Raw genomic sequence first — 19121 nt, 5'->3', positions numbered from 1 at the left:
GATGGATTTCTGTGACTGCCAACGAGGTACCTCCGATGAGTGAAACAACCACGCAGACCTTCGACTACATCGTGGTGGGCGCCGGTTCCGCCGGTTGCGTGCTGGCCAACCGACTGTCCGCCGATCCCAAGGTCCAGGTGTGCCTGATCGAAGCCGGGCCCAGTGACCGCACCTTGCTGCCCGCCGCCTATGTGCGCACTCCGGCGGGGATCATCCGCCTGATCGCCAACCCGCGCTGGAACTGGATGCACCAGTTCAGCCCACAGGCCAGCAGTGGCGACGTGCCGATCCCCTGCCCCCGGGGTCGGGTCTGGGGCGGCTCCAGCGCGATCAACGGCATGATCTATATCCGCGGCCATCGCCTGGACTTCGACCGCTGGGCCGCCGCCGGCAACCAGGGCTGGAGCCATGACGAACTGCTGCCCTACTTCAAGCGCTCGGAGCATTTCGAACCCGGCACCTCGCCGTGGCACGGCCAGCACGGCGAGCTCAACGTCGCCGAGCAGCGCAGCCCGAGCCCGGTCAATCAGGTGTTCTACCAGGCCGCCACCGAGCTGGGCTGGAGCTACAACCCGGACTTCAATGGCCCGGAGCAGGAAGGCTTCGGGCCCTTCCATGTCACCCAGATCAACGGCGAGCGCTGCAGCGCGGCACGGGCCTTCCTGCACCCGATCCTGCACCGGCAGAACCTGACGGTACTGAGCAGCACCCTGACCCACCGGGTGTTGCTGCAAGGCACTCGTGCCAGCGGTGTGGAAATCAGCCAGGACGGCCGGGTCTGGCAACTGCAGGCACGCCGGGAAGTGATCCTGTGCGCCGGGGCGATCAACTCGCCGCAACTGCTGTTGCTCTCCGGCATCGGCCCGGCCGAGGAGCTTGCGCGCCACGGGATCGTTTCCCGCCACCCGCTGCCAGGGGTCGGGCTCAACCTGCAGGATCACCAGGACATCGTGTTGATGTACCGCAGCGACCCCGAGCTGGGCTACGGCATTTCCGCCAAGGGCCTGCTGCCCCTGGCCCGCTCACCCTGGCAGTACCTGACCCGGCGCCAGGGCCCGCTGACCTCCAATACCGTCGAGTCCGGTGCCTTCCTGCGCCTTGCGCCCGAGGACCCGGTGCCGGAACTGGGGCTGATCGTCGCCCCGGCCCTGAAGAACCAGCCCCAGCGCCTGATCCCCGTGGGCCACGGCATCAGCCTGCATGTGGCGGTGATGCACCCGCAGAGCCGCGGCCGGGTGCGCCTGAATTCCGCCGACCCGCACGACAAGCCGCTGATCGACGCCAACTTCCTCAGCCACCCCGAAGACCTGCGCAAGCTGGTGGCCGGCTTGCGCCTGGTGCGCCAGCTGGCAGCGACCCGGGCCTTCTCCCAACGCCTCAAGGGCGAACTGGTGCCCGGCCCGCAGGTGCAGAGCCAGGAGCAGATCGAGCAATGGATCCACCAGCACCTGGGCACGGTGTTTCACCCGGTGGGCAGCTGCAAGATGGGCCACGACGAACTGGCGGTGGTGGACGACCAGTTGCGGGTCCACGGCCTCCAGGGGCTGCGGGTGGCGGACGCCTCGATCATGCCGAGCCTGATCACCGGCAACACCAATGCGGCGGCAATCATGATCGGCGAAAAGGCCGCAGACCTGTTGCTGGGCACGGCACCGGCGCAACCGAGCAACGTGCTTCAAGGCGAAGCTTGCACCTGATGCCGGGGCTCAGGGGCGCTTGGGTGCCTCGGCACTCCAGAGCACCGGCCAGTCTTCGTAGCCCAGGCCGCTGCAGGTGGGCATGCGCCGATAATCGGTGAGCTGGAAGGCCTGGCCATCGAAGTGCCAACTGGCCATTTCACCGCAGTCGCCTATCCCGCGGCCCATGAGGAAACTGCTGAGCTCGCCGGTCTCGGGGTAATAGTTGAGGCCCCCGGCATGGTCGACGCTGCCGGCCGGCAACGCCTGCATCTGCAGGGGCTGCAGCGCATAGGGCGCCGTGCGCGAGCGGCTGCTGATATCGAACAGGCAGATGTAGGCACCGCAATCGGAGAACTCGAAGACCAGCGCCTGCTGCGCGGTCAGGGGATAGACCTCGATCCTCGGTGGCATGACGTAGTCGTCGGCATCTTCGGTCTTTGCCGGCGGCAAGGTTTTGCGCACCGCCGCCAGCAGCCCGGTGCGCTCTCGGGCGCCGAGGGGCTTCACCCCGGGATAGGGGCGCAATGCCGCGGCCGGCTGCAACCCGGGCACCGCGCTGGCCGGCTGTTCGCCGGGTGCCGCCAGGGCGCTGACCGTGCCCAGGCGCTGCTGCACCTGGTCCACCCGTTGCAGCAAGTCCGGCAGCCCCTTGAGCAGCACCTGGGCCGGCTCCTCTCCCGGCAGTTCCAGCACCTGCGCGGTGCGCAGGCGCGCCAGCCATTGCCGGGCCAGGGGCTGGTCATCAACCCGGTAGTACTGTTGTTCACGGGTGCTGTCGGGGGCTTCCACTTCCTGGACCAGCGCCGCCAGCAAGCCGGGCTCCAGCGGCTGGCCATCCAGGCGCAATGCACCGAGTTCCAATGGCGCGCCCTGGTGCTCCAGTTGCAGTTGCAACAGGCCTTCGGGGCCGGCCTGGCTGCGGATTTTCAGGGTCAGGTGGTTGACCCGTTCGGCAAAATCGATGTTCGGCGCGTAGAGCAGTTGGCAGTCGCGGCGGTTGTCGCACGCGCCGATCCAGCCCTCCTGTTGCAACCACAGCGGCGTCAGCTCCGGCAGCTCCCGGGCCAGGCACGGCAAGGCGCCAAACACCAGCAGGGGCAACACAACGGTACGCAGCATGACGACGCTCCTTGTCGGGCAAAGGCGCGGATTCTGCCACGCCCGCCAGGCGGCGAATACCGCCAGGGTCAGTTGCCTGGGCGCGGCTCCATGGCATCAGCCCTGCCCCAGGGATCAGGCACCCGGCGCATTTGCGCCAGGGGCAGGCGCCTGCCCCTGGCGCAAGCGGTATTCCCCCGGCGCGGTCTTGGCGTAACGCTGGAAAAACCGGCTGAAATAGGCCGGGTCCTTGAAGCCCAGCTGGTAGCAGATTTCGTTGATCGAGCTGCCGGTGAACAGCAGCAGGCGCTTGGACTCCTGCATCACCCGTTCATGCACCAGGCGCTTGGACGGCAGGTCGGCGATGCGCCGGCAGACATCATTGAGGCGCGCCTCGGTCACTCCCAGGCTGCTGGCGTAGCGGCCCAGGGGCCAGTGCTCCAGGTAGCGGGCCTCGATCAGCTCGTTGAAGCGGTGGAAAATCTGCAGGTCTTCATGGCGTGCCGGGCGCGCCGTCAGGGAGTTGGCCGACAACCGCAGCAGGCTGATCATCAGCAGCCGGGTCAGGGCTTCCAGCGCCGGCTCGCGCCCCGGGCCCTGCCCGGCAATCTCCCGCTGCAACTCATGGAACAGGCCCTCCAGGCGTCGTACTTCGCCGGCGAACTGCGGCCCCAGGCGCGCCAGGGCCACGCACACCGGCGGCACCTGGGGCGCCGGGGCCAGTGCCGGGTCGGCGCCGATCAACTCCCACACCAGTTGCTGGCGCACGGTCAGCACATGGCCTTCGCTGTCGGCCTCGGTGACGAAGGCGTGGGGAATGGTCGGCGGGGTCAGGAAGAACATCGGCCCCGACTCCAGATACTGCTGATCGTCGAGGTAGACCCGCACCGCGCCGCTCTGCACGTAATGCACCTGGAAGAAACGGTCGTGGCGATGCACCGGCATGTTGCGACCGAAGAAGCCGGCCAGGTTGCTGAGCTTGTCGTAGTGCACCTGGGCATCGGCGTAACGCTGGTCGTAGACCTGGCCGATGTTGATGTTGGGAATCGGTTGGCGTGGGTTCATGGCGCCCTTCTGTTTTTTATTTTGATCCACGCGGACCCTGCGCATCCTGCGTGATTCGCGGCTTGCCCGCCACTGCGGGATGGAAGCGGGCAGTCCATCGCTTGACGATCGTTAACATATTAAATATAACGTTAACACATTAACGAAATCGACCCGCCAGCGGCAAGCCGCTACGGGTACGGACACCAGGAGAGCCCGATGAGCCGTGCACTGAACGATCACGCCGGCGGCACCCTGTTCGGCGTTGCGCTGAACTACCAGGGGTTGCTGCAGAGCCATCTGCAGAGCTTCACCCAGCCGCCCTACCAGAAGCCGCCGGTGAAGCCGGTGCTGTTCATCAAGACCCCCAACACCCGCAACAGCCATGAGGCGCCGGTGGTGTTTCCCCAGGGTGTGGAGCGCCTGCAGCCCGGCCCGGCCCTGGGCGTGGTGATCGGCAAGCGCGCCAGCCGGGTGCGCCTGGAAGACGCCCTGGAACACGTGGCCGGCTACACCATCGTCAACGAATTCAGCCTGCCGGAAGACAGCTACTACCGCCCCGCGGTCAAGGCCAAGTGCCGGGACGGCTTCTGCGCCCTGGGCCCGGAACTGGTACCGGCCGCCGAGGTGGCCGACCCCCATGCCCTGAGCCTGGAGCTGTGGGTCAACGGCGAGCGGGTGCAGCACAACAGCACCGCCAACCTGGTGCGCAGCATTCCCCAGCTGATTGCCGAGATCAGCGAGTTCATGACCCTGCACCCCGGTGACGTGCTGATCACCGGCACTCCGGAAGGCCGGGTCGATGTACGTCCCGGCGATCGGGTCGAAGTGCAGATCAGCGGCCTGGGCCGCCTCGCCAACACCATCGTGGCCGAATAAGGAACCGACATGAAACATGCACGCATTCGTTATCAGGGCCAGGTCCACCAGGCCCTGGTCACCGGCCCCAACACCCTGCAACTGGAAGACGGCCGGGTCCTGGCCGAAGACCAGGTGCAGTGGCTGCCGCCGGCCACCGGGACCATGTTCGCCCTGGGCCTGAACTATGCCGACCACGCCGCCGAGCTGGCCTTCAAGCCGCCCACCGAACCGCTGGTGTTCATCAAGTCTCCCGGCACCTACACCGGCCACAAACAGGTGACCTGGCGCCCGGACAACGTCGCCTACATGCACTACGAGTGCGAGCTGGTGGCGGTGATCGGCAAGACCGCGCGCAACGTCAAGCGCGAGGATGCCCTGGACTACCTGGCCGGCTACACCCTGTGCAACGACTATGCGATCCGCGACTACCTGGAGAACTACTACCGGCCCAACCTGCGGGTGAAGAACCGCGATGCCACCACCCCGGTAGGCCCGTGGATCATCGACGCGGCCCAGGTACCCGAACCCAACAACCTGACCCTGCGCACCTGGGTCAACGGCGAGTTGCGCCAGCAAGGCAGCACCGCCGACATGATCTTCGACATCCCCTACCTGATCGAATACCTGTCCGGCTTCATGACCCTGCAACCGGGGGACATGATCGCCACCGGCACCCCCGAAGGCCTGTCCGACGTGGTGCCCGGCGATGAGGTGGTGGTGGAAATCGAAGGCATCGGCCGGCTGGTCAACCGCATCGTCAGCGAAAGCGAATTCTTCACCCATCACGCCCACCCGGAGCCCACTGCCGTGGCCAAGGAGCACGCATAAATGATCAAGCACTGGATCAACGGCCGCGAAGTCGAAAGCCGCGAAGTGTTCACCAACTACAACCCCGCCACCGGTGAAGCCATTGGCGAGGTGGCCAGCGGCGGCGCCGAGGAAATCGCCCAGGCGGTAGCGGCGGCCAAGGACGCCTTTCCGAAATGGGCCAATACCCCGGCCAAGGAACGCGCGCGGCTGATGCGCCGCCTGGGTGCGCTGATCGAAGAGAACGTGCCGCACCTGGCGGAGCTGGAAACCCTGGACACCGGCCTGCCGATCCACCAGACCCGCAACGTGCTGATTCCCCGGGCCTCCCACAACTTCGATTTCTTCGCCGAGGTCTGCACCCGCATGGATGGCCACAGCTATCCGGTGGACGACCAGATGCTCAACTACACCCTGTACCAGCCGGTGGGCGTCTGCGCCCTGGTGTCGCCATGGAACGTGCCGTTCATGACCGCCACCTGGAAGACCGCGCCGTGCCTGGCCCTGGGCAATACCGCGGTGCTGAAGATGAGCGAACTGTCGCCGCTGACCGCCAATGAGCTGGGCCGGCTGGCGGTGGAAGCCGGGATTCCCGCCGGGGTGCTGAACATCGTCCAGGGCTACGGTGCCACCGCCGGCGATGCCCTGGTGCGCCACCCGGACGTGCGGGCAATTTCCTTCACCGGCGGCACCGCCACCGGCAAGAAGATCATGCAGACCGCGGGCCTGAAGAAGTACTCCATGGAACTGGGCGGCAAGTCGCCGGTGCTGATCTTCGAGGACGCCGACCTGGAACGGGCCCTGGACGCCGCGCTGTTCACCATCTTTTCCCTGAACGGCGAGCGCTGCACCGCCGGCAGCCGGATCTTCATCCAGGAAAGCGTCTACCCGCAGTTCGTCAAGGAGTTCGCCGCCAGGGCCAGGCGCCTGATCGTCGGTGACCCGCAGGACCCCAAGACCCAGGTCGGCTCGATGATCACCCAGGCCCACTACGACAAGGTCACCGGCTATATCCGCATCGGCCTGGAAGAAGGCGCAACCCTGCTGGCCGGCGGCCTGGAACGCCCGGCCAACCTGCCGGCGCACCTGGCCCGCGGGCAGTTCATCCAGCCCACGGTGTTCGCCGACGTGGACAACAAGATGCGCATCGCCCAGGAAGAGATCTTCGGCCCGGTGGTGTGCCTGATCCCGTTCAAGGACGAGGCCCAGGCCCTGCAACTGGCCAACGACACCGAGTACGGCCTGGCCTCCTACATCTGGACCCAGGACATCGGCAAGGCCCATCGCCTGGCCCGTGGCATCGAGGCCGGCATGGTGTTCATCAACAGCCAGAACGTGCGCGACCTGCGCCAGCCCTTCGGTGGCATCAAGGGTTCGGGCACCGGTCGCGAAGGCGGCGAATACAGCTTCGAGGTCTTTGCCGAGATCAAGAACGTCTGCCTCTCCATGGGCAGCCACCACATCCCGCGCTGGGGCGTGTAAGGTTCAGAACCGTCCCGGATCACCCCAACAAGAAGATGTTTCAGGAGAAGCACCATGGGCGAAGTCGTCATGGCCGCCAAGGTCTGCCACGTACCATCGATGTACCTGTCCGAACTGCCGGGCAAACACCACGGCTGCCGTGAGGCGGCCATTGCCGGGCACAAGGAGATCGCCCGCCGGGCCCGGGAGCTGGGGGCCGACACCGCGGTGGTGTTCGATGTGCACTGGCTGGTCAACAGCGGGTACCACATCAACTGCGGCGAGGCGTTCAACGGCACCTACACCAGCAACGAGCTGCCGCACTTCATCAAGAACATGACCTACGACTACCAGGGCTGCCCGGCGCTGGGTGAGCTGATCGCCGCCGAGGCCAATGCCGCCGACGTGCGCACCCTGGCCCACAACATTCCCAGCCTGGAACTGGAGTACGGCACCCTGGTGCCCATGCGCTACATGCACATGGACGTGCCCGCCGCCGAGCACTTGAAGGTGGTGTCCATCGCCGCCTGGTGCGCCTGGCACCGCCTCGAAGACAGCTTCACCTTTGGCGCCGCGGTGCGCCGGGCCATCGAGAAGAGCGATCGCAAGGTCCTGGTGCTGGCGTCGGGCTCCCTCTCCCACCGTTTCTCCAACGACCGCGAGGCCGAGGCCAACATCCACAACTGGACCCGGGAATTCGACAAGCAGGTGGACCAGCGGGTGGTGGAGCTGTGGCAGCAGGGCCGCTTCCGCGAGTTCTGCGCCATGCTCCCGGACTACGCCAGCAGCTGTCATGGCGAGGGCGGAATGCACGATACGGCCATGCTCCTGGGGCTGTTGGGCGGGCCTGAATACAACCGCCCAGCGGAAATCGTCACTCCGCTGTTCGGCAGCTCCGGCACCGGCCAGATCAACGCCATCTTCCCTGTCTAGGCCCAGCTGCCACCCTGACTCGCAAGCGGCCGGGTTCCCGCCGGCCACTTGCGAAGGAGTTCCCCATGCCGCATTTCATCGCTGAATACACCGACAACATCGAACAGGCTGCCGACCTGCCGGGGCTGTTCGAAAAGGTCCATGACTACCTGGGCGCCACTGGCGTGTTCCCCCTGGGGGGCATCCGCAGCCGCGGGGTGCGCCTGGACACCTGGCGCATGGCCGACGGCAAGCACGACTACGCCTTCGTCCACATGCGCCTGCAAGTGGGAGCCGGCCGCGACCTGGCCACACGACGCCAGGTCGCCGAAGGCCTGTTCGAGATCATCAAGGCGCACTTCGCCGAGCTTCAGGGCCAGCGCCTCTTGGCCCTGTCGTTCGAAATGAGCGAGCTGGATGCCGAGCTGAACTTCAAGCACAACAACGTGCACGAGTTCCTGCGCGGACAAGCCTGAGGGTAGCCGCCGGTAGGAACCGGCTCGCCAGCGAAGCGGCCCTCAGGCCTTGTGCCAGCCCCGGATCCGCCTTCGCCGGCAAGCCGGCTCCTGCAGGCCGGCCACCCACACAAGAACAATAACGAGATCATTGCCATGCCCCACTCAACCCTTGCCACGGCGCCGGTCGCCGAGGTCGATGACTGCTATCGCAAGATCACCTGGCGGCTGATGCCGCTGTTGTTCGTCTGCTACATCTTTGCTCACCTGGACCGCATCAACATCGGTTTCGCCAAGCTGCAGATGACCCAGGACCTGGGCTTCAGCGACAGCGTCTATGGCCTGGGTGCCGGGCTGTTCTTCGTCGCCTACGCGCTGTTCGGGGTGCCCAGCAACCTGGCCCTTGACCGGGTCGGCCCACGGCGCTGGATCGCCTTCCTGATGCTGGTCTGGGGCCTGCTGTCCAGCGCCCTGATGCTGGTGGACAGCGCCTGGGGCTTCTATGTTTTGCGCTTTCTGCTGGGGGTCGCCGAGGCCGGCTTCTTCCCCGGCATCCTGGTGCTGCTCAACCGCTGGTTCCCGGCCAGCCGCCGCGGCCAGGTCACCGCCCTGTTCGCCATCGCCGTGCCCATGGCCGGAGTCATTGGCGGCCCCCTCTCCGGGTGGATCCTGGAAAGCTTCCACGACTTCGGCGGCCTGCGCGGCTGGCAGTGGATGTTCCTCATCGAAGGCCTGCCGGTGGTGCTGCTGGGCCTGGTGGTGCTCAAGGCCCTGCCGGAAAGCATCGAACAGGTGGGCTGGCTGACCCCGGCGCAGAAGACCTGGCTGCTGCAGGCCCTGCAACAGGAAGAACAGCACAAGTCCATCACCCGTTTCAGCGGCATCCTCAGGGACCGCCACGTCTGGCTGCTGGTGTGCATCTACTTCGCGGTGATGCTGGCGGTGAACACCATCGCCTTCTGGATGCCGACCCTGATCCACCACGCCGGCATCGCCCGGGACAGCAATGTCGGCCTGCTCAGTGCCCTGCCCTACCTGGCAGGCTGCCTGTTCATGCTCGGCGTCGGCCGCTCCTCGGACCGCCTGCGTGAACGCCGCTGGCACCTGGGGGTGCCGCTGCTGATGTCCAGCCTGGGGCTGATCCTCACCGGGCTGGCCCCGGACAACCCCTGGCTGGTGATGTTCGGCCTGCTGGTGGCGGGCATGGGTGCCAGCGCCGCCTTACCGATGTTCTGGCAGTTGCCGCCGGCCTTTCTCGCCAGCAGCACCCAGGCCGCGGGTATCGCCCTGATCAGTTCCTTCGGCAGCGTCGCCGCGTTCCTTGCCCCTTACCTGATCGGCGTGGTGCGCGACGCCACCCAAAGCGCCAGCCTGGCCCTCTACGCCCTGGCCCTGCTGATTGCCTGCGGCGCCTGGCTGGTGCTCCAGGTACCGGCTCATATCGTCAACCCTCGGGAGAAATAACCATGCTCAGCCCCTCGGATATCCAGGAAGCCGCCGCGCGCCTCAACGCCGCCGAGCGCAGCCGTGAACAGATCGGCCAGCTGTCCCTGCAATACCCCGCTATCAGCATCGAAGATGCCTACGCCATCCAGCGCAGCTGGGTGGAACAGAAAATCCGCGACGGGCGCAAGCTGGTGGGCCACAAGATTGGCCTGACCTCACGGGCCATGCAGGTTTCCTCGAACATCACCGAGCCGGATTTCGGCGCCCTGCTGGACGACATGCTGTTCGATGAAGGCAGCGACATTCCCTTCCAGCGCTTCATCGTGCCCCGGGTCGAGGTGGAACTGGCGTTCATCCTCGGCAAGCCGCTCAAGGGGCCCCACTGCACCCTGTTCGATGTGCTGGACGCCACCGACTGGGTGATCCCGGCGCTGGAGATCATCGATGCGCGCATCCAGCAGGTGGACCCGCAGACCCAGGCCACCCGCAAGGTCTTCGACACCATCTCGGACAATGCCGCCAACGCCGGGGTGGTGATGGGTGGCCGCGCCGTGCGTCCAGGGGATGTGGATTTGCGCAAGGTGCCGGCGGTGCTCTACCGCAATGGCGTGATCGAGGAGTCCGGGGTCTCTGCCGCGGTGCTCAACCACCCGGCCAAGGGCGTGGCCTGGCTGGCCAACAAGCTCGCGGCCTATGACGTCGGCCTGGAGGCCGGGCAGATCATTCTTGGCGGCTCCTTCACTCGCCCGGTGGCCGCCCGTCCCGGGGATGTATTCCACGTGGACTACGATCAGTTGGGCAGCATTGCCTGCCGTTTCGTCTGAGGAGACTGCCATGGACATGCCACTGAACCTGTTCAAGCAACGCCTGCAACAGCGCGAACCGCAGATTGGCCTGTGGCTGGGCCTGGCGGACGGCTACTGTGCCGAGCTGGCGGCCAACGCCGGTTTCGACTGGCTGCTGCTGGACGGCGAACACGCGCCCAACGATCTGCGCAGCCTGCTGGCGCAGTTGCAGGCCATTGCCCCTTACCCAGCCCAAGGCATTATCCGCCCGCCCATTGGCGATACCGCGCTGATCAAGCAATTGCTGGACATCGGCGCCCAGACCCTGTTGATCCCCATGGTGGAAAGCGCCGAGCAGGCACGCCAGCTGGTGCGCGCCATGCGCTATCCGCCACTGGGGGTTCGTGGCGTAGGCAGCGCCCTGGCCCGGGCGTCGCGCTGGAACAGCATCGCCGGCTACCTGGATCAGGCGGACGAGCAGATGTGCCTGCTGGTGCAGATCGAGAACCTCGAAGGCCTGCGCAACCTGGATGAGATTCTCGCGGTGGACGGGGTCGACGGGGTGTTTATCGGCCCGGCGGACCTGTCGGCGGCCATGGGCCAGCGGGGCAACCCCGGGCACCCGGACGTGGTGGCCGCGATTGAAGACGCCATCGTGCGGATTCGTCGGGCGGGCAAGGCCGCAGGGATTCTCAGTGCCGATCAGCGACTGGCGCGGCGTTGCATCGAGTTGGGGGCAAATTTTGTCGCGGTGGGCGTGGATACCACCGTCCTGATGAAGGGCCTGCAGAGCCTGGCCGGCCAGTACAAGACCCTGGACACCCCCACCAGCGAAGGCGGGGTTTACTGACGCGCGATGGCTGTAGGAGCCGGCTTGCCGGCGAAGGCGGTCTTGCGGATGCGGCAAGGCTTGAGGGCCTATTCGCTGGCAAGCCAGCTCCTACGGGGTGCCTAGTGGTTGCTGGCCAGGCGCCAGACGCGGGCGATGTCGGCGGCGCGTTCGCGCAGCAGACGCGGAGCTTCGCGGCAGGCCTGTTCCAGGCTCATGGGGCCTGAGGTCAGGGCGAAGGCCGCATCCACGCCGTGGGCGTACATCTGCTGGTAACCCTCGCCCAGGGTGCCGGCAATGACAATCACCGGAACCCCCTGCTCACGGGCGATGCGCGCCACGCCGAACGGGGTCTTGCCGCGCAAGGTCTGGGCGTCGAAGCGACCTTCACCGGTGATCACCAGATCGGCACCGCGCACGGCCTGTTCCAGGCCCACCAGTTCCGCCACCACTTCCACCCCGGGACGAAATTGCGCGCCGAGAAACGCCTTGGCGGCAAACCCCAGGCCACCGGCCGCGCCGCTGCCGGGTTCATCACGCACATCCTTGGGCAGTACCTGGGCGCACAGGTCGGCAAAGTGTCCCAGGGCCTGGTCCAGTTGCTGCACCTGCTGCGCCGAGGCGCCTTTCTGCGGGCCGAAGATGGCTGAAGCGCCGTGCTCGCCGCACAGCGGGTTGTTGACGTCGGCGGCGATGTCGAAGCGCACCTGGGCCAGGCGCGGGTCCATGGCATCCAGTTCGATGTGGGCGAGGTCGGCCAGGGCCAGGCCGCCGCGAGGCAGTATCCGGCCCTGGCGGTCCAGCAGCTTGACCCCCAGCGCCTGCAGGGCCCCCGCGCCGCCGTCGTTGGTGGCGCTGCCGCCGATGGCCAGGATGATGCGCCGGGCACCGGCCTCCAGAGCGGCCTGGATCAGCTCCCCGGTGCCGAAGGTGCTGCTGTTGCACGCATCGCGCTGCTCCAGCGCCAGCAGTTGCAGGCCACTGGCCTCGGCCATTTCGATGATTGCCGTGTGGCTCTGGGGCAGCCAGCCCCAGCGCGCCTCCACGATCGCTCCCAGCGGCCCCTGGACCCGGTTGCTGCGCAGTTGCCCGTCACAGGCGGCGAGAATCGATTCCACCGTCCCTTCGCCACCGTCGGCCATGGGGCATTGGCACAGCTCGGCGTCGGGCCACACATCCGCCAGCCCCTGGGCAATGGCCTGGGCCACGCCTTCGGCACTCAGGCTGTCCTTGAACGAGTCGGGGGCGATGATGATCTTCATGGGTTTTCTCCGGTTCTTGTGCCGCCATGCTGCCATCTGGCGCAGGCGCTGACCCCGGGCCACTGCACAAGTCCGAGGGCGCTTTATTGTTCATTGCTACAACCGCGCAACCTCGCCTAGCGTTGAAACCGCTGCCGCAGGCTGCGAACGGGCGCGTAGCGCTCGCGAGGGTCTTGGAAGCGATACAGGTTTGGCTGGAGATTGCCAGGCAAGGCCCTGTTGGATCGGGATAGGCGATGGTGGAGATCGGCGCGATAAATCAGGCCGGCTCGCTGCGGTGGGGCAGCAGCTGTACGCCAAGATAAAGAGCCAGCATGCCGTCCAGGCGCAAGGGGTCGACGCCGCTGAGCTCGGCTATCCGTTCCATGCGGTAGCGCAGGCTGTTGCGGTGGATGCCCAGGGCATCGGCGCAGGCCTGGCTCTGGCCGTCGTGGTCGCACCAGCTACGCAGGGTCGCCAGCAACTGGCCGTTGCTGTCCTTGGCCAGGACCTTGCGCAACGGCGTCAGCAGTTCGTCCAGGGCGTCATCGTTGCGGTGGCGCCAGAGCATCACCGGCAGGCGGTAGCGGTTGAGGGTGAGCAATCGCGCGTCCGGCAGGATATCCCGGCCGTAGGCCAGCAGGTCGCCGACCCGGCGGTAGCAGCGGCGCAATCCGGCCAGGCCCTCGGCCTGCCCGCCCACCGCCACCCGCAGGATGTTCCAGCCCTGGCCGTCGAGCTTTTCCAGCAGCCGCGGGTTGTCCAGGCTCAGGCTCGCCGGGCGGCACCAGAGCAGGGAACTCTTCGACGAGCTGACGCACCAGCTGTCCGGATAGCGGCTCAGCAACCAACTGCTGAGGCTATCCACGCCATGCCCCGAGGTCGGTTCCTGGGCCAGTTCGAACAGATAGGGCGTACGCGCCAGCTGTGGCTTGAGGCCCATCTGCTGGGCTTCATCCACCAGCCGCGGTGAGTCGCCGCCGTCGCTCAGCAGCAGGGCCAGCAGGTCGTCGCAGCGCTGGCGCCGCCATTGCTGCTCGGCCTGCTGGTGGCGCTGGCCCACCAGCATCTCGGCGGTCATGCGCACCAGTTCGGCATAGGTGCGCAACTGCGCCGGGTCGCCGGTAATGCCCAGCACCCCGATCAGCCGCTGGTCATGCAGCAACGGCAGGTTGATGCCCGGCTGCACGCCCTTGAGCTGGCGCGCGGTGGGTTCGTCGATCTCCACCACCCGGCCGTTGGCCAGCACCAGTTGCGCGCCTTCGTGCCGGGTGTTGATACGCTCCGGCTCGCCGCTGCCAAGGATCAGGCCCTGGCTGTCCATGACGTTGACGTTGTAGGGCAGGATCGCCATCGTGCGGTCGACAATATCCTGCGCCAGGTCATGATCCAGTTCGAACATGGGGGGATGATCCTTGACGGCTACAGCTGCGTGGGCGGGCCGCGGGGTACGCGGCGTTGTTCAGTGGCACAGGGCCCGGGGCCAATCGCTGTGCGCCGGCACAAAGACAGGCCCGCGCCGGTGACCGAGACTCTCAGGGCGGTCAACGTTACCCTTGCACCGCGAAAAATCATAATAAAGAGAGACACACCATGTCACAGAGCGCCGCTGCCCCACTGGCCCAGGCTGACGACAAGAACGCCGTCTACAAGCGCATCACCCTGCGCCTGATCCCCTTCATCTTCGTCTGCTACCTGTTCAACTACCTCGACCGGGTCAACGTTGGCTTCGCCAAGTTGCAGATGCTCGATGCCTTGAAATTCAGCGAAACGGTCTACGGCCTGGGCGCCGGGATTTTCTTCATCGGCTACGTGCTGTGCGGCGTGCCGAGCAACCTGGCACTGAACCGGTTCGGCCCGCGGCGCTGGATCGCGCTGATGATGATCACCTGGGGCACCTTGTCCACCTGCCTGCTGTTCGTCACCACGCCGACCCAGTTCTACACCCTGCGCCTGTTCACCGGGGCTGCCGAAGCCGGCTTCTTCCCCGGCGTGGTGCTGTACCTCTCGCAGTGGTTCCCGACCTTCCGCCGTGGCCGGATCATGGCCCTGTTCATGTCGGCGATCCCGGTGTCCGGCCTGCTGGGCAGCCCGTTTTCCGGCTGGATCCTCAACCACTTCGCCGCCGGCCAGGGCGGCCTCGCCGGCTGGCAGTGGATGTTCCTGCTGCAGGGCATTCCTACCGTGATCCTCGGCGCCCTGGCGTTCTTCCTGCTTAGCGACAGCTTCGCCCATGCCAAGTGGCTGACCCCGACTGAACGCGCGGTGCTGGAGGCCGACCAGGCCAGCGACCTCGCCAACCAGCCCAAGACCGCCAGCGACTCCCTGGCCGCGGTGTTCAAGAACCCGGCGATCTGGGCCTTCGGCCTGATCTACTTCTGCATCCAGAGCGGGGTTTACGCGATCAACTTCTGGCTGCCGTCGATCATCAAGAACCTGGGGTTTGCCGACAACCTGGTGATCGGCTGGCTGAGTGCCATTCCCTATCTGCTGGCGGCGGTGTTCATGCTGCTGGTGGGGCGCTCGGCGGACCTGCGCAAGGAGCGCCGCTGGCACCTTGTGGTGCCGATGCTGATGGGCGCCGTGGGGCTGCTGATCGCGGTTAACTTCGCCGCCAACCCGGCCATCGCCATTCTCGGCCTGACCCTCGCCACCATGGGTGCCCTCACCGGCCTGCCGATGTTCTGGCCGGTGCCCACTGCCCTGCTCAGCGCCGGTGCAGCTGCCGGTGGCCTGGCGCTGATCAACTCCATGGGCCAGATGGCCGGGTTCCTCAGCCCCTATATCGTCGGCTGGGTCAAGGACAGCACCGGTTCCACCGACGCCGCGCTGTACCTGCTGGCCGGGGTAATTGTTGCCGGCAGCCTGCTGGCGCTGCGCATGACCCGCACCCTGAACCGCTAAGCCCCGGCACTACACAGCCCCGGCCACGACAAAAGCCCGTTCGAGCCTCGGCTCCAACGGGCTTTTTCATGGCTGGGCTCAGGCCGGTGCCCCACCTTGTCGGGCGTAGTCGTGGCTGATGCTCAACGCCCCCATCGCCGGAGCATCCAACTCCAGCACCAGGCCGCCGGGCAAGCGGACGAAGATCTGCCAGATGCCGTCTTCCGGCACCTGCGCCACTTGATGCTCCAGGCCACTGGCCTGCACCCGGCGCAACACGGCTTCGGCTGCCTCCTGGGTACTGAAGGCGATGTGGCTCAGTTGCGGCTCAGGGCAATGGGCCTGTTCGATGACGTGCACCAGCGCCGCCTCGCCCTGGTACAACCAGCGCCCGGGAAAGGGAAACGGCGGCCGCCGGCCCGTTTGCAGGCCCAGCAGATCGGCGAAGGCCTGCTGCAACGCCTCGCCCTCGGCGCAGTTGAACGCCAGGTGATCGAAGCGCCAGCTCATAACAGGCCTCCACCATCGACATCGATCAGGCTCCCGCTGATAAAGCCGTTCTCCATGGCCAGGATAAAGGCCGCCGCCACCTCATCCGGCTGGCCGACGCGGCCCACCGGCAGGTTGGCACCGGTGCGGGCGAACATGGCTTCGCGGGCGTCCTCGGGCATCCCGGCATAGGCTTCGGTGGCGGTGACCCCGGGGCTGATGACATTCACCCGGCGTGGCGCCAGCTCCTTGGCCAGGTGCTTGCCCAGGGCTTCGAGGGCGGCGTTGAGGGTGGTCTTGAGCACTTGCCCGGGGACCATTTTGCGCGACAGCAGGCCCGAGGTCAGGCTGATGCTGCCTTGCGGCGCGAGTGTCGGCAGCGCCGCCTGGACCGCGCGCCACACGCCCCAGAACTTCACCTCAAAAGCCCGCTGGGCATCCAGCAGATCGGTGTCGGCCAGGGGCTTGGCGGCAATGGCCGGACCGGCGCTGATCACCAGGTGATCGAAGGCCCCCACCCTGGCGAACAAGGCCTGGAGACTGGCGGTATCGGTAATGTCCACGGCGATGCTGCAGGCCGATTCCGGCAGCTGTGCCTGCTGGCGCTGCAAGGCCTCGAGGCTGCGCCCCGCCAGTACCACCCGAGCGCCACGGGCCGCGGCCTGGCGCGCCACCGCGGCGCCAATGCCGCTGCCGGCGCCAATCACCACCAAGGTTTGCTGGGCCAGGCTTGAGTTGGAAAGAGTCATTGCGATCACCTGCTGCGATTGAAAGTGATTGCATCTTCCCAGCTTGCCAATCGAGGAAAAATCCAGCTAAAACGCAAAGATCTTTAAAGGATTTTTATTAATGAGCTCGATACTGGACCTGGAAATCTTCGTACGCACCGCCGATGCCGGGAGCATTTCCGCCGCGGCCCGCTCCCTGGGCCTGACCGCCGCAGCCGCCAGCATCGCCCTCAAGCGCCTGGAAACCCGCCTCGGCAGCCGTCTGCTGGCGCGTTCCACCCGCAGCATGCGGCTCACCGAGGAAGGCCGCCGCTACCTGGAAAGCGTGCGCCTGGCCCTGACCACCCTGGAGGACGGCGAGCTGGCGCTCAAGCAGCAGAGCCTGGGCCTGGCCGGGGTGCTGCAACTGTCGGCGCCCTCGGACTTCGGGCGCAATGCCCTGCTTCCCTGGCTCGATGAATTCAAGGCCGAGCACCCGCAACTGCGCCTGCAACTGCGGCTCGATGATCGCCACGCCGACCTGTTCCGCGACGCTGTGGATGTGGCCCTGCGGTTTGGCGTGCCCGAGGATTCCAGCCTGGTGGCCTTGTCGATTCTCCCCGGGCACCGACGCATCGCCTGCGCCAGCCCGGCCTACCTGGCCCGTTGCGGGGTGCCGCAAAACCCCGAGGCGCTGGCCGGGCACAGCGCCCTGCTGTACCTGCGCAACGGCCAGCCCTATGACCGCTGGCGTTTCAGCCGCGGCAGCGAAACCCGCGAAGTCCTGGTGCGGGGCGATTACCTGTGCGACGACGGTGAGGTGGCCCGGCGCTGGGCCCTGGCCGGCCACGGCATTGTCTACAAGGCCCGGCTGGATGTGGCCGAGGACATCCGCGCCGGGCGCCTGGTGCCGCTGCTCGGCGACTGGCAAGGGGAACCGGCCCCCTTCAACTTGCTGTGCCCCCATCGCCTACAGGTTTCCCAGCGGGTGCGCCTGCTGCACAGCTTTGTGTTGCAGCGCTGCCGGGCGCTGTGCCCCTGACCCGCAGCGGCTCCGGGACGGCTGGCCGTTGCGCGGTTCGCCGGCAAGCCGGCTCCTACGGAACCTCCTTGCAGGAGCGGGCTTGCCAGCGATAGCGATCTCACGGGCACCTGTGCCGGCAAGGAGGCGCCATTCAGGCATTGCAGAGGCCCGGGGTTGTGGTATTTGATGGTCGCCCCCATGGCCGGAAACGCACTGGCCAGCCCTCTAGCACAAGGATTCCGCCCATGAGCTATCGCACCCTCGGCCATTCCGGTCTCAAGGTTTCCACCCTGACCCTGGGCACCATGATGTTCGGCGAGCAGACCAGTACCGAAGACTCGCTGCGTATCATCGACAAGGCCTGGGACCAGGGGATCAACTTCATCGACACCGCCGACGTCTATACCCAGGGCCGCTCCGAGGAGATCGTCGGCGAAGCCATTGCCAGCCACCGCCATGAGTGGGTGCTGGCGTCCAAGGTCGGCTTCGGTCCGGTGGACGGCGTGCCCAACCGCAGCGGCCTGAGCCGCAAGCACATCTTCAACGGCATCGAGGCCAGCCTGACCCGCCTGGGCACCGATTACCTGGATATCTACTACCTGCACCGCGAAGACCACAACACGCCTCTGGAGGTGAGCATCTCGGCCATCGGCGACCTGTTGCGCCAGGGCAAGATCCGCTACTGGGGCCTGTCCAATTATCGTGGCTGGCGGATTGCCGAGGCGATTCGAGTCGCCGACCAGTTGGGGGTGGACCGCCCAGTGATCAGCCAGCCGCTGTACAACATCGTCAACCGCCAGGCGGAGGGCGAGCAGATCACCGCCGCCCGCGCCTATGGCCTGGGCGTGGTGCCCTACAGCCCCCTGGCCCGTGGTGTGCTCAGCGGCAAGTATGCGCCGGACGTCACCCCGGACGCCGGCAGCCGCGCCGGGCGCCAGGACAAGCGCATTCTGGAGACCGAATGGCGGGTCGAATCCCTGCGCATCGCCCAGCAGATCCAGGAATACGCCCAGGGGCGCGGGGCCGGGATCGTCGAGTTCGCCATTGCCTGGGTACTGAACAACCAGGCGGTGAGCTCGGCCATTGTCGGCCCGCGCACCGAGGCCCAGTGGGACGCCTACACCCGGGCCCTGGAGGTGAAGATCAGCCCTGAGGACGAAGCCTTCATCGACGCGCTGGTGACCCCGGGGCACGCCTCGACACCCGGTTTCAATGATGTCGGCCATTTTGTCTCCGGACGTTTTGCGCACCTGGGCTAAACACGGGCCCTGGCCGCGCAAACCCAGCAGCCATCGCAGTCCGGCCTTTCCCTGGAAGGCCGGGCCGCGCCACAAACGAGAAATTTTCCCGCCGGGGTGTCGCAAACAGAGCAAAAATCCCGGGGCAAACCCTCTATATTC

The 19121-nt window shown here is 66.5% G+C and carries 18 protein-coding genes; 12 read left to right on the top strand and 6 right to left on the bottom strand.

Going from position 1 to position 19121, the window contains the following annotated elements:
- Window positions 1-35 precede the first annotated feature (35 nt).
- A complete protein-coding gene (locus ACUXVH_RS15135) occupies window positions 36-1697 on the top strand; it encodes a GMC family oxidoreductase (RefSeq protein WP_445495271.1) in 1662 nt (553 codons plus the stop codon).
- Window positions 1698-1706: 9 nt separating this feature from the next.
- On the opposite strand, the gene ACUXVH_RS15130 is transcribed toward ACUXVH_RS15135, so the two are convergent.
- Complete coding sequence (locus tag ACUXVH_RS15130; RefSeq protein ID WP_065364202.1) at window positions 1707-2798, bottom strand: DUF1176 domain-containing protein; 1092 nt, start codon at window positions 2796-2798, stop codon at window positions 1707-1709.
- 114 nt (window positions 2799-2912) lie between these two features.
- Window positions 2913-3842, bottom strand: a complete 930-nt coding sequence (hpaA, locus tag ACUXVH_RS15125; RefSeq protein ID WP_011061651.1) for a 4-hydroxyphenylacetate catabolism regulatory protein HpaA — start codon at window positions 3840-3842, stop codon at window positions 2913-2915.
- 198 nt (window positions 3843-4040) lie between these two features.
- Here hpaA and ACUXVH_RS15120 point away from each other — a divergent pair, with 198 nt between their 5' ends.
- The 8 genes from ACUXVH_RS15120 to hpaI all read left to right on the top strand — a co-directional run bounded on the left by ACUXVH_RS15120 (window position 4041) and on the right by hpaI (window position 11398).
- On the top strand, window positions 4041-4700 hold the full coding sequence (locus tag ACUXVH_RS15120; RefSeq protein WP_053158921.1) for a fumarylacetoacetate hydrolase family protein: 660 nt from the start codon (window positions 4041-4043) through the stop codon (window positions 4698-4700).
- Between the two features lie 9 nt (window positions 4701-4709).
- Window positions 4710-5510: a fumarylacetoacetate hydrolase family protein gene (locus tag ACUXVH_RS15115; RefSeq protein WP_019095470.1), complete on the top strand. Its 801-nt coding sequence runs from the start codon at window positions 4710-4712 to the stop codon at window positions 5508-5510.
- The gene (gene hpaE / locus ACUXVH_RS15110) at window positions 5511-6971 is read left to right on the top strand and encodes a 5-carboxymethyl-2-hydroxymuconate semialdehyde dehydrogenase (RefSeq protein ID WP_041118525.1); all 1461 of its coding nucleotides are present in this window, start codon (window positions 5511-5513) and stop codon (window positions 6969-6971) included. It begins immediately after the preceding gene.
- A gap of 54 nt (window positions 6972-7025) precedes the next feature.
- Entirely contained in the window at window positions 7026-7883 is an 858-nt protein-coding gene (hpaD, locus tag ACUXVH_RS15105) for a 3,4-dihydroxyphenylacetate 2,3-dioxygenase (RefSeq protein WP_065364203.1), read from the top strand.
- 65 nt (window positions 7884-7948) lie between these two features.
- Window positions 7949-8338 carry a 5-carboxymethyl-2-hydroxymuconate Delta-isomerase gene (locus tag ACUXVH_RS15100; protein ID WP_011061656.1) on the top strand — a complete coding sequence of 130 codons (390 nt, stop codon included), beginning with the start codon at window positions 7949-7951 and terminating at the stop codon, window positions 8336-8338.
- A gap of 135 nt (window positions 8339-8473) precedes the next feature.
- Window positions 8474-9781 (top strand): MFS transporter, encoded by a 1308-nt coding sequence (locus ACUXVH_RS15095; protein WP_011061657.1) that lies wholly within the window; start codon window positions 8474-8476, stop codon window positions 9779-9781.
- Between the two features lie 2 nt (window positions 9782-9783).
- Window positions 9784-10587: a 2-oxo-hept-4-ene-1,7-dioate hydratase gene (hpaH, locus tag ACUXVH_RS15090; protein ID WP_015635875.1), complete on the top strand. Its 804-nt coding sequence runs from the start codon at window positions 9784-9786 to the stop codon at window positions 10585-10587.
- Window positions 10588-10597: 10 nt separating this feature from the next.
- Window positions 10598-11398: a 4-hydroxy-2-oxoheptanedioate aldolase gene (hpaI, locus tag ACUXVH_RS15085; protein WP_053158925.1), complete on the top strand. Its 801-nt coding sequence runs from the start codon at window positions 10598-10600 to the stop codon at window positions 11396-11398.
- Window positions 11399-11499: 101 nt separating this feature from the next.
- Here the strand turns inward: hpaI and ACUXVH_RS15080 are convergent, their stop codons facing one another.
- Together ACUXVH_RS15080 and ACUXVH_RS15075 are read right to left on the bottom strand one after the other, a co-directional pair.
- Window positions 11500-12639, bottom strand: a complete 1140-nt coding sequence (locus tag ACUXVH_RS15080; RefSeq protein WP_065364204.1) for a glycerate kinase — start codon at window positions 12637-12639, stop codon at window positions 11500-11502.
- Between the two features lie 259 nt (window positions 12640-12898).
- Complete coding sequence (locus ACUXVH_RS15075) at window positions 12899-14020, bottom strand: sugar diacid recognition domain-containing protein (RefSeq protein WP_065364205.1); 1122 nt, start codon at window positions 14018-14020, stop codon at window positions 12899-12901.
- A 191-nt stretch (window positions 14021-14211) separates the two neighbouring features.
- Between ACUXVH_RS15075 and ACUXVH_RS15070 the strand changes: the two genes are divergently transcribed.
- The gene (locus ACUXVH_RS15070; RefSeq protein WP_011061662.1) at window positions 14212-15522 is read left to right on the top strand and encodes an MFS transporter; all 1311 of its coding nucleotides are present in this window, start codon (window positions 14212-14214) and stop codon (window positions 15520-15522) included.
- A 78-nt stretch (window positions 15523-15600) separates the two neighbouring features.
- Here ACUXVH_RS15070 and ACUXVH_RS15065 read toward each other — a convergent pair whose 3' ends face one another.
- Both ACUXVH_RS15065 and ACUXVH_RS15060 read right to left on the bottom strand, forming a co-directional pair.
- Window positions 15601-16011, bottom strand: coding sequence for a hypothetical protein (locus ACUXVH_RS15065; protein ID WP_065364206.1), 411 nt, complete (start codon window positions 16009-16011; stop codon window positions 15601-15603).
- Window positions 16008-16739, bottom strand: a complete 732-nt coding sequence (locus tag ACUXVH_RS15060) for an SDR family oxidoreductase (protein WP_053151981.1) — start codon at window positions 16737-16739, stop codon at window positions 16008-16010. Before ACUXVH_RS15060 ends, ACUXVH_RS15065 begins: the two co-directional genes overlap by 4 nt.
- Window positions 16740-16839: 100 nt before the next feature.
- Here ACUXVH_RS15060 and ACUXVH_RS15055 point away from each other — a divergent pair, with 100 nt between their 5' ends.
- Window positions 16840-17739, top strand: a complete 900-nt coding sequence (locus ACUXVH_RS15055) for a LysR family transcriptional regulator (protein ID WP_065364207.1) — start codon at window positions 16840-16842, stop codon at window positions 17737-17739.
- Between the two features lie 227 nt (window positions 17740-17966).
- The gene (locus ACUXVH_RS15050) at window positions 17967-18980 is read left to right on the top strand and encodes an aldo/keto reductase (RefSeq protein ID WP_053151983.1); all 1014 of its coding nucleotides are present in this window, start codon (window positions 17967-17969) and stop codon (window positions 18978-18980) included.
- Window positions 18981-19121: the final 141 nt, after the last annotated feature.

The sequence above is a fragment of the Pseudomonas sp. 8(2025) genome (genome assembly GCF_052665325.1).
The sequence above is the reverse complement of the archived record's forward strand: the minus strand, read 5'-3'. Positions and strand labels throughout refer to the sequence as shown.

Coding starts and splice junctions, on each gene's coding strand:
- ACUXVH_RS15135 (WP_445495271.1), top strand. CDS start 36: ATGAGTGAAACAACCACGCAGACCTTCGACTACATCGTGGTGGGCGCC.
- ACUXVH_RS15130 (WP_065364202.1), bottom strand. CDS start 2,798: ATGCTGCGTACCGTTGTGTTGCCCCTGCTGGTGTTTGGCGCCTTGCCG.
- hpaA (WP_011061651.1), bottom strand. CDS start 3,842: ATGAACCCACGCCAACCGATTCCCAACATCAACATCGGCCAGGTCTAC.
- ACUXVH_RS15120 (WP_053158921.1), top strand. CDS start 4,041: ATGAGCCGTGCACTGAACGATCACGCCGGCGGCACCCTGTTCGGCGTT.
- ACUXVH_RS15115 (WP_019095470.1), top strand. CDS start 4,710: ATGAAACATGCACGCATTCGTTATCAGGGCCAGGTCCACCAGGCCCTG.
- hpaE (WP_041118525.1), top strand. CDS start 5,511: ATGATCAAGCACTGGATCAACGGCCGCGAAGTCGAAAGCCGCGAAGTG.
- hpaD (WP_065364203.1), top strand. CDS start 7,026: ATGGGCGAAGTCGTCATGGCCGCCAAGGTCTGCCACGTACCATCGATG.
- ACUXVH_RS15100 (WP_011061656.1), top strand. CDS start 7,949: ATGCCGCATTTCATCGCTGAATACACCGACAACATCGAACAGGCTGCC.
- ACUXVH_RS15095 (WP_011061657.1), top strand. CDS start 8,474: ATGCCCCACTCAACCCTTGCCACGGCGCCGGTCGCCGAGGTCGATGAC.
- hpaH (WP_015635875.1), top strand. CDS start 9,784: ATGCTCAGCCCCTCGGATATCCAGGAAGCCGCCGCGCGCCTCAACGCC.
- hpaI (WP_053158925.1), top strand. CDS start 10,598: ATGGACATGCCACTGAACCTGTTCAAGCAACGCCTGCAACAGCGCGAA.
- ACUXVH_RS15080 (WP_065364204.1), bottom strand. CDS start 12,639: ATGAAGATCATCATCGCCCCCGACTCGTTCAAGGACAGCCTGAGTGCC.
- ACUXVH_RS15075 (WP_065364205.1), bottom strand. CDS start 14,020: ATGTTCGAACTGGATCATGACCTGGCGCAGGATATTGTCGACCGCACG.
- ACUXVH_RS15070 (WP_011061662.1), top strand. CDS start 14,212: ATGTCACAGAGCGCCGCTGCCCCACTGGCCCAGGCTGACGACAAGAAC.
- ACUXVH_RS15065 (WP_065364206.1), bottom strand. CDS start 16,011: ATGAGCTGGCGCTTCGATCACCTGGCGTTCAACTGCGCCGAGGGCGAG.
- ACUXVH_RS15060 (WP_053151981.1), bottom strand. CDS start 16,739: ATGACTCTTTCCAACTCAAGCCTGGCCCAGCAAACCTTGGTGGTGATT.
- ACUXVH_RS15055 (WP_065364207.1), top strand. CDS start 16,840: ATGAGCTCGATACTGGACCTGGAAATCTTCGTACGCACCGCCGATGCC.
- ACUXVH_RS15050 (WP_053151983.1), top strand. CDS start 17,967: ATGAGCTATCGCACCCTCGGCCATTCCGGTCTCAAGGTTTCCACCCTG.